The following is a 16168-nucleotide window of genomic DNA, read 5'->3' on the forward strand; positions in this document are numbered from 1 at the left end:
GGGAGCTGGCTTGCCAGCGATTACGGTAGATCATCCAACATCTCTGTTGACTGACACACCGCTATCGCTGGCAAGCCAGCTCCCACAAGGTTTTTATCCGGCCGCACCGATTCCGGTATTGGTCCGAACCCTGCCCTCAAGCCTGCGCTTCAACCCTCGCGACTCAATCAACAGCTTCGATCCCTTCGCCGCATTTGCCCGCCCCCACTCTTCCAGCAACTCCAGACATGAATGGTCGATGTAGCTCAGGTTATTGAGCGGCACATGCACCGTCGTGCCTTCGGGAATCGTGTTCAACACCTGCGTCAACGCCGGCACCTTGAGGAACGTCCCCGCCCCGACCAGACGCAACTCCATCTCGCCGTCCTTCGGCAGATCGATCAGGCTGATCTTCAGGCGTGAAGCCTTGAACGCCAGTTTCACCAGGGTCAGACCGAAACCGACCAACACACCGGTCAGCAGATCCGTGAAGATGATTGCCAGCGCCGTTGCCGCGTAGGTGAACATTGGCATCCGCCCGTAACGGCTCAGACCGCGGAAGGCTTTCAGGTCGACCAGTTTGAAACCGGTATAAACCAGCACTCCGGCCAGACTCGCCACCGGAATGCTTTGCAGCACGCTCGACAGCAACAACACGAACGCCAGCAGCCACAGGCCATGGAAGATCGTCGAATAACGCGTGGTCGCACCGGCCTGGACGTTGGCCGAACTGCGTACGATCACCCCGGTCATCGGCAACGCGCCGACCAGACCGCAGAGCATGTTGCCGACACCTTGCGCCGACAGCTCACGGTCGAAGTCCGAGCGCACGCCGCTGTGCATGCGATCTACCGCCGCGGCCGACAAAAGGGTTTCCGCGCTGGCAATGAAGGCCACGGCGAACGCGGCGATCAACAGCGTCGGATCGGCCAGACTGAGCAGGTCAGCAGGTTTCAACCAATCAATGGCCTCCGCCAGATTCGCCGGCACCTCGACGCGCTTGACCTGCAATGCCAGCAGCAGACTGGCACCCGTCGCCAGACCCACACCCAGCAATGCGCCGGGAACAAAACGCAGCGATTGCGGGCGGAATTTTTCCCATAGCCACATCACCGCAATCGTCGCCAGCCCGAGCAACCCGGCCTGCCAGCCGAACGACGGCAAAGCCTGCGCCACCGCGCCCGGGAATGCGGTGAGATTGTCCAGCCCGGACGGTTTCGGTGCGGCATCGAGCATCACATGCACCTGCGACAGCACGATCAAGACGCCGATCCCCGCGAGCATGCCGTACACCACCGCTGGCGCCGTCACCCGAAACCAGCAACCCAGCTTCAAGCGCCCGGCCACCAGTTGCAGAAATCCGGCGAGCAACAGAATCGGCCCGAGCATCTCGATGCCGTGCTGGCGCACCAGTTCGAACACCAATACCGCCAGCCCCGCCGCCGGCCCACTGACCTGCAACGGCGAACCCGCCAGCCAGCCGACCACCAGACCGCCGATGATCCCGGTGATCAGGCCTTTGGCCGGGGGCAACCCTGACGCAATCGCAATGCCCATGCACAGCGGCAGGGCGACCAGAAACACAACCACTGAAGCCAGTAGCTCCCGTGGCAACACCGCTTTCAATTGAGCCGCACGCATGGCGATTCTCCCGAAGTTTTCTTCAGGCGTGGTGAGGCCGCGTCGCTGAAACAGCGACGGGCGTCAAACCACACAGATTTTTAGGAAGATTTAGAAGCGTGCTTTGGGCGTCGCCACCGGAATCGGATGGCTGCCGTCGAGCGGCAGGAAGCGTCCCTGGTCCGCGTCGTAAGCTTTGATTTCACTGGTTTCGATGTTGTAGACCCAGCCATGGATGAACAGATGACCGTTCGCCATGCGCGAGGCTACCGAAGGATGGGTACGCAAGTGCTGCAATTGGGCGATGACGTTTTCCTCGGTGAGGATCGGCATGCTTTCTTTTTCGTCGGCGCAATGACAGTTGTCATGCACCATGGTTTTCGCGACTTCGGCGTGGCGCAGCCAGGCTTTGACTGTCGGCATTTTTTCCAGGCTGTCCGGGTTGAGTACCGCACGCATGGCGCCGCAATCGGAATGGCCGCAAATGATGATGTGCTGCACGCCGAGGGCCAGCACCGCGTATTCGATCGCGGTGGAAACGCCGCCGTTCATCTGGCCGTACGGTGGAACGACGTTGCCGACGTTACGGGTCACGAACAGATCGCCAGGGGAGCTCTGGGTAATCAGCTCAGGGACGATGCGCGAGTCGGCGCACGTGATGAACATCGCTTTGGGCGCCTGGGCCGTGGCGAGTTTCTTGAAGAGTTCTTCCTGCTGCGGAAAAACCTCATGATGAAAATGCAAAAAGCCGTCTACGATCTGTCGCAGCGCTGCATCGGCGGATTCCGCTTCTGGGGTTTGCGCCGACGCAGCCAACGGCTGTTTATCCTTGTCACTCATGATTCATCCTCTTAGGCGGATTCAGGGAGTCTTCCCCGGTATTCCGGTATGAAGCCAGTGGCTGTTTAAAACATCCGGGTCATCCAGACCCGTCAGTCACTCGATGAACAAGGTAGCCGCCGAAACTTAACTCAAACTGAATCAAACGCTCTAGAACGTGTGTTCCAGGTCACAAAAAATGTGACTGAGTGATTTCGGCGGAAGGTTTCCAACCCCTCAACCATAAGCCAATTGTCGCTAAATCAACGACATCTGGCGACCCGGCGGACAGAAGGCTGTGCAGTCGAGATTGTAGCCCTCGCGATGATTGAGCCCCAGGCGCTTGATCGCTTTGGCAAAACGTTGCGCGAGCAGGTCGGCAAACGGTCCTTCGCCGCGCATCCGCGCGCCGAAACGGCTGTCGTAGAGCTCGCCGCCACGGCTCTGGCGGATCAGGCTCAGCACATGTGCGGCGCGTTGCGGGTAGTGCGCGTTCAGCCACTCTTCGAACAGCGGCGCCACTTCCAGCGGCAAGCGCAACATCATGTACGCCGCACTTTGCGCACCGGCCGCGTGGGCCTCAGTGAGCAGGCTTTCGATTTCGCTGTCGTTGATCATCGGAATCATCGGCGAACACAACACGCCGACCGGAATTCCTGCTTCACGCATGACCCGAATAGCGCGCAATCGTGCCTTGGGTGCAGCGGCGCGCGGCTCAAGGATACGTTTGAGTTCATCGTCCAGCGTGGTCAGGCTGATCATCACCGCCACCAACCGATGCTGCGCCAGTTCGGTGAGCAAATCGAGATCGCGCAGGATCAGCGAACCCTTGGTGACGATGGTCACCGGATGCCGGTAGCGCAACAGCACTTCGAGAGTCTGGCGGGTGATTTTGTGTTCGCGCTCGATCGGCTGATACGGATCGGTGTTGGAGCCCAGATTGATCGGCGCGCATTCATAGCCACGCTTGCTCAACTGTTCTTCCAGCACCTGCGCAGCGTTGGTCTTGGCGATCAGCTTCGTTTCGAAGTCGAGCCCCGGCGACATGTCCCAATAGGCGTGGCTGGGCCGCGCATAGCAATAGATGCAACCGTGCTCGCAGCCGCGATAGGGATTGATCGAGCGATCGAAGGGCAGATCCGGTGAGGTGTTGCGAGTAATGATGGTTTTCGCCGTTTCGATCATCACTTCGGTGTTTTGCGTCTCGGGTACTTCCTGATACCAGCCGTCATCCTCGGCCACCGAGCGATTCGGTGCGAAGCGGTTGTGCGGGTTGGTCGCGGTGCCGCGTCCGCGAGGGGGGAGAGGGTTGATCATTGGGCAGGCTCCTGATCTGTATATACATACAGTACACGGGCAAGCCCGATGTGATCCAGTACCGCTCGGCGATGGGATACGTGCTGACTGGCAAAGTTTATATATAAGTGCAAAGTACAATCCGGGATACATATGTCCCGTTGTCGCGACAAGTTATCGACTATAGTCTTGGCCAGTTCCAACGGCACTTGCCTGATAACTAATTAAAAGGATTTAATTCATGTCTTATCTCAATCAACGCGGCGTCTTTATGCAAATGATGCTACCCAATGCATCGGAGCCCAATACCATTGTTTCGATGCAACTTGCGCGCAAGGAGCTGGGCTGGAACGCCGAGCAGGAACTGCCCACCGAGACGCTGGTTGACTCGGCCTACGTGGTGGCGGTGTCCAGCGACCGTGGCAAGACATTCACTGTTCGCACCAACAAGAACGATGTGGACGGTGATGGCGATATTGATAACGACGACAAAGCGAAGTTGATTGCGCTGGCCAAGGCTTATGTAAGTATCATTAATCCGTAAGCTCGAAGTTGTAGCGATATACATATAGTAAAAACCCTGCATGAATAGTTCATGCAGGGTTTCTGTTTTTAATGATGATCTGTTACTTGGCCAAGATCATCAGTGGACGTTGTTTTCATATCGTCGCTGCGTAAGCCGGCAACCTCCTTGGCACTGACCGGCGCACCTTTATTGCCCCAACTGCCACGGATAAAGCTCACCACGTCTGCCACTTCCTGATCCGACAGGCGCCAGGCAAAACCCGGCATGGTGAAGGTGGACGGCGCGGTGTGCGTCGCCGGCAGCGTACCGCCCTTGAGCACAATGTGAATCAACGAAGTCGGGTCTTCCGATTGCAGCACCGGATTACCCGCCAGCGCCGGGAACACTCGCGTGTAGCCGTGGCCGTCGGTGCGGTGGCACGCCGCGCAGTTGTCGATGTACACCGCTGCACCACGCTGGCTGTCGTCACCGTCCCACAAAGCCTTGGCGGCTTTCTCGTCGTACTGATGTGGCTGATCGTTCGGATCAGTGGCCGGCAGCGACTTGAGGTAGCGGGCAATCGCGGTCAGGTCGGTGTCGGTCATGTATTGCATGCTGTGGGTGACCACATCGCTCATGCCGCCAAACACCGCGCTGCGGTCGCTGCGCCCGGTCTTGAGGAATTGCACCAGTTGTTCTTCGCTCCAACTGCCGAGGCCGTCCTTGTGGTCGCCGCGCAGGCTCTTGGCGATCCATCCTTCCAGCGGCGCACTGCCGGCCAGAAAAGTGCTGCCATCAGCGGCGCTGAGGGATTTTTCCTGCATGGTCAGGGCGCGTGGCGTATGGCAGGCACCGCAATGTCCGAGGCCTTCGACAAGATACGCCCCACGATCAATGACGGCGTCGTCCGACGTGGCTTTGTAGTCCTCGACCTTCGGCGCAAACATCCAGCGCCAGCCCATCAGCGGCCAACGCATGCTCAACGGCCATGGAATATCACTGGCCTTGTTTTCCTGCGCCACCGGTTGCACGCCGTGCATGAAATACGCGTACAGCGCTTGCATGTCGGTTTCGCTGACACGGGCGTAGGACGGATACGGCATCGCCGGGTACAACGTACTGCCGTTTTTGGCGACACCATGGCGCACGGCTTGATCGAAGTCCGCGAAGCTGTAATCACCAACGCCGGTTTTGTCGGGAGTGATGTTGGTCGAGTAGATCGTGCCGATCGGGGTTTCCATCGGCAGACCGCCGGCGAACGGCTTGCCGCCTTTGGCGGTGTGACACGCCACACAGTCGCCCGCGCGGGCGAGGTATTCGCCTTGCTTGATCAAAGCTTGATCAACTTCGGCCGCCTGCAAAGCAGCACTGCCGAGCAGGGCCAGGGTCGCGATAACAATAGTCTTCATGATCATCGCTCCTTAAGCCTGAACCAGCGGGCCGGGGTTTTTCAGGTATTGCTCGCGGATTGCCTTCGCCGACCAGTAGGTCAGCGCCGCTACCAGCCCTGTCGGGTTGTAACCCAGGCCTTGCGGGAACGCCGAAGCGCCCGGGACGAACACGTTGTGCACGTCCCAGCTCTGCAAGTAGCGGTTCAGTGCGCTTTTTTTCGGATCGGTGCCCATGATCGCGCCACCGTTGAGGTGGGTGGTCTGGTACGACGCAGTATTGAAGTGGTCGCCGACTTTCTTGCCGATCACCGCAATGGCTTTCGGCCCCATCGCTTCAGCGACCTTGCCCATTTTTTCGACCATGAAGCGGTTCATCTTGATGTCGTTTTCCTGCCAGTCGAACGTCATCCGCAGCAATGGCAAGCCGTAGGCATCGCGATACACCGGGTCGAGATCGAGGTAGTTGCCGCGGTAGGACTGATGCGCGCCGTGGGCGTCCATCGACACCTGGTGGGTGTAGTAATCGGCAGTCGCACGTTTCCACGCACTGCCCCAGGCCGGCGTGCCCGGCGGGTTCGAGGTGCCGGCAATCGGTCGGCTGCCAGCCTGGTTAACCCACATCGGCGAGCCGCCGACGAAGCCGTGCGGGCCATGGTCGAAGTTGTCGGCGTTGAAATCGTCCAGCGCCACACCGTTGCCGCCGGCGCCGATGAAGTTGTTGGTGTGGGTGTCCTTGTCGAAGAACGCCTTGATGGTGGCCATGTTCTGGTAGGCGAAATTACGCCCGACCACACCTTCGCCGCTGATCGGGTCGTAGGGCTTGCCGATCCCGGAGAGCAGCATCAGCCGCACGTTGTGCAACTGGAAGGCGCCGAGGATCACCAGGTCCGCCGGCTGCTCGATCTCGCGGCCCTGACCGTCGATGTAAGTGACACCCGTGGCTTTGCTTTTTGTGCTGTCGAGGTTGACCCGCAGCACATGGGAATTGGGCCGCAGCTCGAAATTCGGCAGCGGCTTGAGCGCCGGCAGAATGTTCACGTTCGGCGAGGCCTTGGAATACATGTAGCAAACGTAACCGCTGCAGAACCCGCAGAAGTTGCACGGGCCCATCTGCGCGCCGTAAGGGTTGGTGTACGGCCCGGAGGTATTCGCTGATGGCAGGTTGTAGGGTTTGTAACCGACTTCTGTAGCCGCTTTGCCGAACAGCTGTGCGGAAACGGTGTTTTTCTGCGCTTCCAATGGGAACGGGTTGGAACGATCCGGCGCGTAAGGGTTGCCACCCTTGCCCTGACCGACCAATTGACCTTTCACGGTCCAGGCCTGGCCCGAGGTGCCGAAGACTTTTTCGGCAAAATCGAAGAACGGCTCCAGCTCTTCATAGCTGACGCCGAAGTCCTGGATGGTCATGTCCTTCGGAATAAAGCTTTTGCCGTAGCGCTCTTCGTAGTGGCTGCGCATGCGCAACTCGATCGGATCGACGCGAAAGTGCACGCCCGACCAATGCAGACCGGCGCCGCCGACGCCATTGCCCGGCAGGAACGCGCCCAACTGGCGGTTCGGCAGGGCGATGTCGTTGACGCTATGACGAATGGTGACGGTCTCTTTGGAGATGTCCTGAAAGAGTTTTTTGCGCACACTGTAGGTGAGTTCGTCGATCACCTGCGGATAGTTGCCGTCGGGGTAGGTGTCCTGCATCGGCCCGCGCTCCAGCGCCAGCACATTGAGCCCCGCTTCGGTCAGCTCTTTGGCCATGATTGCGCCGGTCCAGCCGAAACCGACGATCACCGCGTCGACCTTCTTCATTACGGTTGCCATGCTCAAGCCCTCTCGCCGCGAATCGAAACTGCCGGGAAGGGGTATTGCTCGTTGCGTTCCACCCAATCCATGAAATCGGCGCGGGCGCCGGGGAAACCGATCATGGTCCAGCCGACCATGCCTTTATTGCCGCCGTGGATCGGGTCGCAGAAGAACCCTTCCTTGGTGTTTTGCAGCAGCAGGTTGAAGAAAATCTTCGCCGGAACGGCGTCAAATTGCGGTTTTCCAGCTTCGAGTTGTTTGAGCAAATCGTCTCGGGTAGCGCTGTCTTGCTCGGCAAATGTTTTACCGTTGAGGGATTTTGCCCACTGATCCGTGGCGGCGATGCCCAGGCGGTAGATCTCTTTTGGCACCAGTTTGCTCTGCCAGCCCATCTCCGGCGCGGCGTCGGCGTTGAACGGGCCTTGCATGTACCACAGGGCTCCGGCGGCGTAAGGGGTGTTCATCTGACGGTCGATGTATTCCGGCACACCGGCTTCGAGCGCGCCTGGGCCCTGGGCGTCGTTGGGGATCAACTGCGCCACGGCGGCATTGATGAATGCCCATTCTTCGGCGGTGAAATAGTTCGGCTGATAAGCGCTGGTATCAGTACGTGTCGGTTGTGGCGCAGGCGCGGCGAGAGTGGCTTCAGGCGCGGCTTGCAGGACACTGCTGCCGAGGCTGGTGCCTGCGAGGGTGACCACCGGAATCAGGGTCAGGGATTTGCGCAAAAACTCACGCCGCGGGTTGTCTCGATCTGCATCAGACATGGGGGGCACCTCATCAGGCATTGATGGTTGTCAGCCGTTTCTGCGAACGGCTCAAGAATTTTCGTTGCGACGTGACCGGTGATGGCCCGGAAAAGGGGGACACGTCTGCAACAAGATGTGACAAATGGTAGCAGCCTAAGCATCCGGATGAATCGATTAAGCGGAAAAAAGACTGAAATCAGCCGCTGAAACCGATGAAACGATGTGCGTTCACAATTCTTTGACAACCGCCTCACAGGGCTTTGACCGGCCATCATCGAAGCTGCAACTCCTCTCTTGCAGAATCCCGACACGGTCAACCCAGCATGTCTCGAGTGCGTCTTTTCCCTGCTTTGTGTTTGTCGCTTGTTGCCCTGTTGCACTTGATCCCGGCTCAGGCTGTCGCGGCAAATACCGCTCGCCCCGCTGATTGGGCGCAACCGGTCGAAGTGCAATACAACCTGTTCCAGATGTCGCCGACGCTTTACCGCAGTGCCTTGCCCGACGACGGTGCCGTGCCGCTGCTGAAGAATCTCAAGGTGGCCACGGTGATCAATTTTCTGCCGGAAGCGGACAGCAACTGGCTGTCCGAGCCGGGCATCAATCAGGTGCAACTGCCGTATCGCACCAACCACGTCGATGACAGCGATGTGCTCAAGACCCTGCGCGCCATCCAGGCCGGCGAGGCCAAGGGTCCGGTGCTGATGCATTGCAAGCACGGTTCCGACCGGACCGGATTGATGGCGGCGATGTATCGCGTGGTGGTGCAGGGCTGGAGCAAAGAGGACGCCTTGAGCGAAATGACTCAAGGTGGTTTCGGCGAGAGCGGCCACTTTCGCGACAGCGTGCGCTACGTGATGCAAGCGGATGTCGACAAGTTGCGCAGCGCACTGGCCAACGGCGATTGCAGCACCAGTGCGTTCGCGACCTGCTCGATGAAGAGCTGGTTCCAGTCGGTCAATCTGAAATGAACGGTCGGTTCAATCGATCGGGGACGCCAACAGTCCCGGGTTGACCGGCCGGCCGAGAAACGCTGCAAGCGCGCTCAGCATCGAGCGTGAGTCGCCGGGGGAAAAAAATGCCTCGCGAAAATCCCGACCGGTTTGCGGGTCGAACACGCCATCGCGCTGAAACCGCGTGAATACTTCGCTGGCCAGCACACCAGACCATTTGTAGGCGTAGACCGACGCCTCGTAACCGGTCACCAGGTAGTCAAAACCATTGGCAAAACGGTGGTAACCGGACAGTCGCAGTTCTGGAAATTCGCCCTGCACGTCCTCGAACACCTGCTCGATGCTGCGGCCATCGCCATGGCTGCGGTGCAACTCCAGATCAAATAACGCACTCATCAGCAACACGCCGGTGGCCCGGCTGGTGTGGGCGCCAATGGCCGTCAGCGCGGTGTTGATGCGTTGTTCTGTCAGGCGTTCGCCGCTCTGGTAATGGGCGCCCAGCCATAGCAGACACTCGGCTGACAGACACCAGTGTTCAAACAGCTGCCCGGCGAATTCGGCGGTATCGCGCCCCAGCTGGGAAATCCCCGACAGGTTGCGATGGGGCGAGCGCGTCAACACATGCTGCAAGCAGTGCCCGAATTCGTGGAACAGTACGCGCAGATTTTCGCTGGAAAGCAGGCACGGATGATCTTCGGTGACAGGGGTGAAGTTGCAGTACAGGTGAGCAATCGGCAGCGCAGGGCGTCCCTCGGCGTTGATCCGGCGAATGCGCAGGGCTGAGGTGAAGGCGTAATCGGCAGCGTCTTCACGATGAAAGGGATCCACGTAGATATGCCCGATCACTTGTTCATATTCGCTGATCTCCAGAAGCCGTACCGTTTCGTCCCAGTGGTTGAGGGTGGTTTGCTCGACAATGGAGATGCCAAACAGGCGTTCACTGAACCGACAGAGTCGACGCAACGTGCCTTCCAGCGGGAAATACTGTCGCAAGCCTTTCAGCGCGCCGTTTAATTGCTCAAGGCGTAATTGCTCGGCGAGAAAATCTTCATCCCACGTCTGTATATCGGCAATGCCCCGAGTGCGTGCGAAGGCTAGCAGGGCTTTGGCATCGCGCTGCAGGGACGGTCGATTCGTGGCCATTTGCTCGCGCAAAAAATCACCCACCTGTTTGGGCGAAGTGGCCATGCGATTTTCGAGGCGCAATTGCACGAAATTTTCGAAGCCCAGCAATTCGGCTTTCTCCTGGCGCAATGCGAGTAACACCGTCAGGACTGGAGTGTTATTCAGTTCATTCGCCTGAGGGCCACGGTCGGACGCCCGGTTCATCCACGCGGTGAAATAGGCCTCCCGCAGCGGGCGGTTGTGCGCGTGGGTCATGAGCGACCGAAAGGTGTTCTGATCCAGCGTGAGCAGCCAGCCTTCAAGTCCCGCCTGGCGGGCATTGAGTGCCATGCGCGCCAGCACCGCCGGTGACAGGCCTTCGAGCTGCGTGACGTCGTCGATGTGCATGCTCCATGCGGTGTTGGCCAGCTCCAGATTGCTTTGAAACAACTGCTCCAGCTGGCGGATATCGCGGTTCAGACGAGCGAGCCTTTGCTGCTGTGCAGGCTGCAGTTCGATGCCGGACAAGCGGAACTTGCGCAGGATTTTCGCCAGCGAAGCTTTGCGCGGATCATCGAAGCTCGCGGCGACCGAGCTGTTCGCCAGCCGTTGATAGGTACGGTACAGCGCCGCATGCGTGTTTTTTTCGGCGGCGTACTGGGCGGCGGTCAGACTGCACAGCGCGCTTTCCCTGAGCCAGTCGACATCGTCGGGTTTGACTGTCGAAAGAATTTCGATGATGGCCATGGCTTCATCCAGACGCGCATCGGCCTCATCGACGGCCAGCACCAGATCGTCCCAGCCCGGATGCTCGGTCTGGCTGGCGATCACTTGGGCAATGACCTGGCGGTTTTCGGCAACGATCACGTTGATCGCCGGGACCAGATGCTCGGCGCGTATCGCCGACCACGGTGGCAGGGTCCAGTGCTGTAGCAGCGGATTGGTATCGGGCATGGCGTCTTCCTTGAGGCGTGGCTGAGAAGGGTCAGCCTAGGCAGGAAGCGCGGGGGAAGGGCGGTAGATAGTTACCACCTTCCACCGGCAAACGGTGGAAGGTGGAAGGTGGTTGCGACTCAGTGTTGCTCGTCAGGCTTTTTTGCAAGCTTCGGATTGGGGAAGAACTGCACCGCCTGGACTGTCTTGTCCTGCGGCGGCTTGAGCGCGCTGGTGTTGACCCGCGTGCCCAGTTCTTTGGGTACCGACAGGCCTTGCTCGTTGAGTGTGTCGGAGTAACCGCACGCCACGCATTCGCGGTGCGGCACGCTGTCTTCGTTCCACATCATCAACTTGTCCGGCTCGCTGCACGCCGGGCAGACCGCCCCGGCGATAAAGCGCTTCTTGGTAATCACAGGCCCCTCACTCATGCTGCTGCGTCCTCACTCAGGCCGCTATGGCGCAAGAGTGCGTCAATCGACGGCTCACGGCCACGGAAGTCGACGAACAGCACCATCGGCGCCTGCGAACCGCCGCGCGCCAGAATCGCTTCGCGGAACGCGCGACCGGTGTCAGCGTTGAGCACGCCGTCTTCTTCGAACTTCGAGAAAGCATCGGCCGAGAGCACTTCTGCCCATTTGTAGCTGTAGTAACCCGCCGCGTAACCGCCGGCGAAGATGTGCGCGAAGCTGTTGGGGAAGCGGTTGTAGGCCGGCGGACGCATCACCGATACCTCGTCACGCACGCCTTCGAGCACTTGTGCAACGCTGCGGCCATCGCCGTGGGTGGCGTGCAGTTCGAAGTCGAACAGCGAGAATTCCAGTTGACGGACCATCATCAGGCCGGACTGGAAGTTCTTCGCCGCGAGCATTTTTTCCAGCAGGTCCTGCGGCAGTGGTTCACCGGTTTCGTAATGCCCGGAAATCAGCGCGAGACCTTCCGGCTCCCAGCACCAGTTTTCCATGAACTGGCTCGGCAGCTCGACAGCATCCCACGCCACGCCGTTGATGCCGGATACGCCGGCATGTTCGACACGGGTCAGCAGGTGATGCAGGCCATGACCGAATTCGTGGAACAGGGTGGTCACTTCATCGTGGGTCAGCAGCGCAGGTTTGCCGCTGTCGGCCGGGGTGAAGTTGCACACCAGGTTGGCCACCGGGCTTTGCAGAACACCGTCGATAGTGCGGCGGCGGTCGCGGGCGCCATCCATCCACGCGCCGCCACGCTTGTTGGCGCGGGCATACAGGTCGAAGAAGAAGCGACCGACGTGCTGGCCGTTTTCCTTGATCTCGAACAGGCGAACGTCCGGGTGCCAGGTGTCGAAGCCTTTCTGCTCGGCGATTTCGATGCCGTACAGACGCTGAACGATGGCGAACAGACCGCCGAGAACCTTGTCGATCGGGAAGTAGGCGCGCAGGGTTTCCTGGGCAACGCTGTAGCGCTGTTCACGCAGCTTTTCACCGTAGAAACCGCTGTCCCAGCTTTGCAGATCGGCGCAACCCTGCTCGGCGGCGTAGGCGCGCAACTGTTGCAGATCCTGTGCGGCGAACGGCTTGCTGCGCTTGGCCAGATCGCGCAGGAAGCTCAGCACCTGATCGCTGGATTCGGCCATTTTCGTGGCCAGGCTCAGTTCGGAGAAACTGGCGAAACCCAGCAGCTTGGCCAGTTCCTGACGCAGGTCGAGGATCTCTTCCATCACCGGGCCATTGTCATTCTGGCCGGCGTTCGGGCCTTGATCCGACGCTCGGGTGCAGTAGGCCGCGTAGACTTCTTCACGCAGCGCACGGTCTTGCGCGTAGGTCATCACCGCGTAGTAGCTCGGGAATTCCAGGGTGATCAGCCAGCCATCAAGGCCTTTGGCCTGCGCGGCGGCAGCCATTTGCGCCTTGGCCGAATCGGTCAGGCCGGCGAGGGCGGCTTCGTCGCTGACGTGCTTGGTCCACGCCTGAGTGGCGTCGAGCAGTTGGTTGGAGAAGCGGCTGCCCAGCTCGGACAGTTTGCTTTGCACTTCGGCGTAGCGTTTCTGTTCGGCCTCCGGCAGGTCGATACCCGACAGGCGGAAGTCACGCAGGGCGTGTTCCAGAATAGTCTTTTGCGCCACGTCGAAACCGGCGGCTTCCGGGCTGTTGGCCAGAGCTTCATAGGCCTGGAACAGTTCGCGATTCTGCCCCATCTCGGTGGAGTAGGCGCTCAGGGCTGGCAGGCACGACTCGTAGGCTTCGCGCAGTTCGGCGCTGTTGCACACGGCGTTGAGGTGGCTGACCGGGCTCCACGCGGCGCCGAGGCGATCATTGAGCTCGTCCATTGCCAACACCAGACCGGCCCAGGTCGGGTTCTGGCCTTGGCTCTTGAGGATGTCGGCGATGGCGGCGCGGTTGTCGGCGAGGATGGTTTCAATCGCTGGCAGGACGTGTTCGGCACGGATCGTGGAGAACGGCGGCAGGTCGTAGGACTGCAAAAGAGGGTTGTTCACGCTCACGGTTGGCACCTTGGCTGGAAGAAACATGCGCCCATCTTAATTACAATCGACACTCACCGCAGCTATCGGCGACAGAGAGAGAACTAATCGTGCCCCTTCGCAAATACCAGAATCACACCCCGCAGTTAAGCAAAGGCGCGTTTGTCGACGGCTCGGCGGTGGTGATCGGCGACGTCGAAATCGGCGAAGACAGCTCGGTCTGGCCGCTGACCGTGATCCGTGGCGACATGCACCGCATCCGCATCGGCGCGCGCACCAGTGTGCAGGACGGCTGCGTGTTGCACATCACCCACGCTGGCCCGTTCAACCCGGACGGCTTCCCGCTGCTGATCGGCGACGACGTGACCATCGCCCACAAAGTGATGCTGCATGGCTGCACCGTCGGCAGCCGCGTGTTGATCGGCATGGGCAGCATCGTCATGGACGGCGCGGTGGTCGAGGACGATGTGATCATCGGCGCCGGCAGCCTGGTGCCGCCGGGCAAGCGCCTGCAAAGCGGTTTCCTGTATGTCGGCAGCCCGGTGAAGCAGGTCCGCCCGCTGACCGACAAGGAAAACGCCTTCTTCACCTACAGCGCGGCGAACTACGTGAAGCTCAAGGATCTGCACCTGGCCGAAGGCTACGACCAGATCTGAATCGACTTACACCTGCTCAGGATTTCTCATGCATTACCAGACCGTACTGTTCGACCTCGATGGCACCCTGACCGACCCGCGTGAGGGCATCACCCGTTCCATCCAGTTCGCCCTCGGCAAACTTGGCATCGACGAGCCGGACCTGACCAGACTCGAACACTTTATCGGCCCGCCGCTGTTGCAGGCGTTCATGCAGTTTTACGGCTTTGACGAGGCCAAAGCCTGGGAAGCCGTGAATTTCTATCGTGAGCGCTTCAAGGTCACGGGGCTGTACGAGAACCGCGTGTTCGAAGGCGTCACGCCGTTGCTTGAAGCGTTGAGCGGGCAAGGGCGGCAGCTGTATATCGCGACGTCAAAACCTTGGATATTCGCCCGCGAGATTGCCCGGCACTTCGACTTTGCCAAACACTTCAAGGTGATCTACGGCAGTGAACTGGATGGCACGCGGACCAACAAGGTTGAGTTGATCGCGCATCTGGTGAAGGAGGAAGGGCTGGATCCTGCCAATACCTTGATGATCGGCGATCGCAAGCATGACCTGATCGGGGCGCGCAGCAATGGGCTCGACGCGGCGGCGGTGGGTTACGGATTTGGCAGTTTTGAAGAGTTGAACGCCGAGGCGCCGGCTTATCACTTTGAAACGCTGGCGGAGTTGCATCAGGCGTTCCTGCGACGCTGATCAGATTGCTATCGCGAGCAGGCTCACTCCTACATTTGGAATGCGTTCCCCTGTAGGAGTGAGCCTGCTCGCGATGGCGTCTTCCAATCAACTCAACTGTTTGTATCTGCCAATATTTTCAAAGCCGCCTTGCGCTTCTCGACAGGCAAATCCCCCAACTTCTCCACCTCGGCATAAAACCGCAGCCAATCTCCGCCAACCTGCCCGAACAATGCCGCAAACGCCGGCACCCACTGGTCATACAGCCCGAATGGCAACAACCGTGCATTGTTCAGGGGCGCATTGACCCAGGCGTCATAACGCTTGTCCCCGGCCCACTGAGTGTCACGCATCAGCCGATAATCCCGGCGAAACCGCTCGAACTGCGCCGCTTTGCGTTCGCGCATCTGCTCGGCCGGCAAAGGCTGGGCGTAGAGTTTTTCCAATCGTGAACGTGTTTCCAGCACCAACTCGATGAATTGGTCGCGCTGCTTGAGCTTTGAATCGTTATCTGCCGGCAATCCGCGAAACGCCCGCCACTGCCGCGTGCCTTCCTGCTCGACAAACGTGGCAAAGGATTCGTTGAACTCGGTGTCGTCCTTCACATAAAAACGCTGATGGGCCAGCTCATGAAAGATCAGTGTGGCCAGACGCTCATCGCCCCAGCCCATCATTGAATTGAGAATCGGGTCGTTGAACCAGCCCAGCGTCGAATAGGCCTCGACGCCGCCAATCGACACGTCCATGCCCTGCAACCGCTGAATCGCCGCTTCACCCCGCGCCGCGCTCTGGCTGTAGTAGCCGCGATAAGCCACGCACCCGGCAATCGGGAAGCAATGGTTTTGCGGGCTCAGGGAAAACTCCGCAGTGGCGAACACATTCCACACTACAAATGGCCGGCCGATGTCGGCGTACAGGCGATAGCTCTGGTTGTCCGGCAGGTGCAGCTGTTCGCTGGCAAACGCGCGGGCCTTCTGCGACTGAGCCAGGTGCGTACGCAATTTTGCATCGCGGCTCGGATCGGCAATCACCTTGGTCACTGGTTCGCGCGCCCGCAGCAGTTGCAACTGACCGCTGGCCAACTGGCTGTAATAGCTGACGCTGGAACAACCGTTGAGCAACAAAAGCATCACACCCGGAAACAAAATCCGAAAAACGCGATCAAGTAACCCATGGCTTGGAAGCGGCCTGATCAAAATAAGAAACCTCTGGAAAGTCTGCCCGCAAGACTATCCCGCCCATTGGAGCTTCGC

At 59.6% G+C, this 16168-nt stretch carries 14 protein-coding genes; 4 read left to right on the plus strand and 10 right to left on the minus strand.

The window, feature by feature from the left end:
- Positions 1–93: 93 nt before the first annotated feature.
- The 3 genes from KI231_RS00425 to KI231_RS00435 form a co-directional block, all read right to left on the minus strand.
- Positions 94–1620 (minus strand): SulP family inorganic anion transporter, encoded by a 1527-nt coding sequence (locus KI231_RS00425; protein ID WP_103306456.1) that lies wholly within the window; start codon positions 1618–1620, stop codon positions 94–96.
- A gap of 90 nt (positions 1621–1710) precedes the next feature.
- On the minus strand, positions 1711–2439 hold the full coding sequence (locus KI231_RS00430; protein ID WP_064116616.1) for a carbonic anhydrase: 729 nt from the start codon (positions 2437–2439) through the stop codon (positions 1711–1713).
- Between the two features lie 237 nt (positions 2440–2676).
- A complete protein-coding gene (locus tag KI231_RS00435; protein WP_213027133.1) occupies positions 2677–3735 on the minus strand; it encodes a PA0069 family radical SAM protein in 1059 nt (352 codons plus the stop codon).
- A 220-nt stretch (positions 3736–3955) separates the two neighbouring features.
- On the opposite strand from KI231_RS00435, the gene KI231_RS00440 reads away from it, so the two are divergent.
- Positions 3956–4258: a hypothetical protein gene (locus KI231_RS00440; protein WP_103306459.1), complete on the plus strand. Its 303-nt coding sequence runs from the start codon at positions 3956–3958 to the stop codon at positions 4256–4258.
- Between the two features lie 68 nt (positions 4259–4326).
- Here KI231_RS00440 and KI231_RS00445 read toward each other — a convergent pair whose 3' ends face one another.
- From KI231_RS00445 to KI231_RS00455, 3 genes are read right to left on the minus strand one after another with little or no spacing between them, the layout of a single operon-like run.
- A complete protein-coding gene (locus KI231_RS00445; RefSeq protein ID WP_213027134.1) occupies positions 4327–5628 on the minus strand; it encodes a c-type cytochrome in 1302 nt (433 codons plus the stop codon).
- A 12-nt stretch (positions 5629–5640) separates the two neighbouring features.
- On the minus strand, positions 5641–7425 hold the full coding sequence (locus tag KI231_RS00450) for a GMC family oxidoreductase (protein ID WP_016983441.1): 1785 nt from the start codon (positions 7423–7425) through the stop codon (positions 5641–5643).
- A 2-nt stretch (positions 7426–7427) separates the two neighbouring features.
- Positions 7428–8174 (minus strand): gluconate 2-dehydrogenase subunit 3 family protein, encoded by a 747-nt coding sequence (locus KI231_RS00455; protein ID WP_213027135.1) that lies wholly within the window; start codon positions 8172–8174, stop codon positions 7428–7430.
- 305 nt (positions 8175–8479) lie between these two features.
- Here KI231_RS00455 and KI231_RS00460 point away from each other — a divergent pair, with 305 nt between their 5' ends.
- Entirely contained in the window at positions 8480–9124 is a 645-nt protein-coding gene (locus tag KI231_RS00460) for a phosphatase domain-containing protein (protein WP_213027136.1), read from the plus strand.
- 9 nt (positions 9125–9133) lie between these two features.
- On the opposite strand, the gene KI231_RS00465 is transcribed toward KI231_RS00460, so the two are convergent.
- The 3 genes from KI231_RS00465 to prlC form a co-directional block, all read right to left on the minus strand.
- A complete protein-coding gene (locus KI231_RS00465) occupies positions 9134–11164 on the minus strand; it encodes a M3 family metallopeptidase (RefSeq protein WP_213027137.1) in 2031 nt (676 codons plus the stop codon).
- 119 nt (positions 11165–11283) lie between these two features.
- Positions 11284–11574 carry a YheV family putative zinc ribbon protein gene (locus tag KI231_RS00470; RefSeq protein WP_213027138.1) on the minus strand — a complete coding sequence of 97 codons (291 nt, stop codon included), beginning with the start codon at positions 11572–11574 and terminating at the stop codon, positions 11284–11286.
- Positions 11571–13649: an oligopeptidase A gene (prlC, locus tag KI231_RS00475; RefSeq protein ID WP_213027139.1), complete on the minus strand. Its 2079-nt coding sequence runs from the start codon at positions 13647–13649 to the stop codon at positions 11571–11573. The genes KI231_RS00470 and prlC overlap by 4 nt, the downstream gene beginning before the upstream one ends.
- A 62-nt stretch (positions 13650–13711) precedes the next feature.
- On the opposite strand from prlC, the gene KI231_RS00480 reads away from it, so the two are divergent.
- Positions 13712–14257, plus strand: a complete 546-nt coding sequence (locus KI231_RS00480) for a gamma carbonic anhydrase family protein (protein WP_103306465.1) — start codon at positions 13712–13714, stop codon at positions 14255–14257.
- A gap of 28 nt (positions 14258–14285) precedes the next feature.
- Positions 14286–14936 (plus strand): HAD family hydrolase, encoded by a 651-nt coding sequence (locus KI231_RS00485; RefSeq protein WP_213027140.1) that lies wholly within the window; start codon positions 14286–14288, stop codon positions 14934–14936.
- 92 nt (positions 14937–15028) lie between these two features.
- Here the strand turns inward: KI231_RS00485 and KI231_RS00490 are convergent, their stop codons facing one another.
- On the minus strand, positions 15029–16111 hold the full coding sequence (locus KI231_RS00490) for an aminopeptidase (RefSeq protein ID WP_213027141.1): 1083 nt from the start codon (positions 16109–16111) through the stop codon (positions 15029–15031).
- Between the last annotated feature and the right edge of the window lie 57 nt (positions 16112–16168).

The organism is Pseudomonas sp. Seg1 (assembly GCF_018326005.1).
Taxonomy (GTDB): domain Bacteria; phylum Pseudomonadota; class Gammaproteobacteria; order Pseudomonadales; family Pseudomonadaceae; genus Aquipseudomonas.